Source organism: Falsihalocynthiibacter sp. S25ZX9 (assembly GCF_041205405.1).
Taxonomy (GTDB): Bacteria; Pseudomonadota; Alphaproteobacteria; order Rhodobacterales; family Rhodobacteraceae; genus Falsihalocynthiibacter; species Falsihalocynthiibacter arcticus.
In genome coordinates, this window is the sequence record NZ_JBGFCD010000318.1 from 1 (window position 1) to 284 (window position 284).

1 protein-coding gene is annotated in these 284 nt (G+C 46.1%); it reads right to left on the reverse strand.

What is annotated here, in order from left to right; all coding sequences use genetic code 11:
* Positions 1-27: 27 nt before the first annotated feature.
* Positions 28-284, reverse strand: a 257-nt coding sequence (gene lepB / locus AB9F29_RS22400) for a signal peptidase I (RefSeq protein WP_369757312.1), incomplete at its 5' end; no start/stop codon positions are given.

A 284-nucleotide genomic window follows, 5' to 3' on the forward strand; every position in this document is an offset into this window, starting at 1 on the left:
TTTAAACCACACATGACAAGTGTCGCGTTATTCAACCGCTTTAAAGAAACGGTCGCCGCGCCATGTCCAAAATGCAAACAACGATTTCCCTGCCGACGAGAAAACAATCCGATCCGCACTACCAACCAGATTTTCAAACGGTACCATACCAACACCACCAGCATTCTGCGGAACGCGGCTGTCGCTTGAATTATCGCGGTTGTCACCCATAAAGAAATAATGCCCTTCTGGTACAATAGACGCTTGCGTATTATCCAATTGTTGATCGGTGAAATTCAAGATCG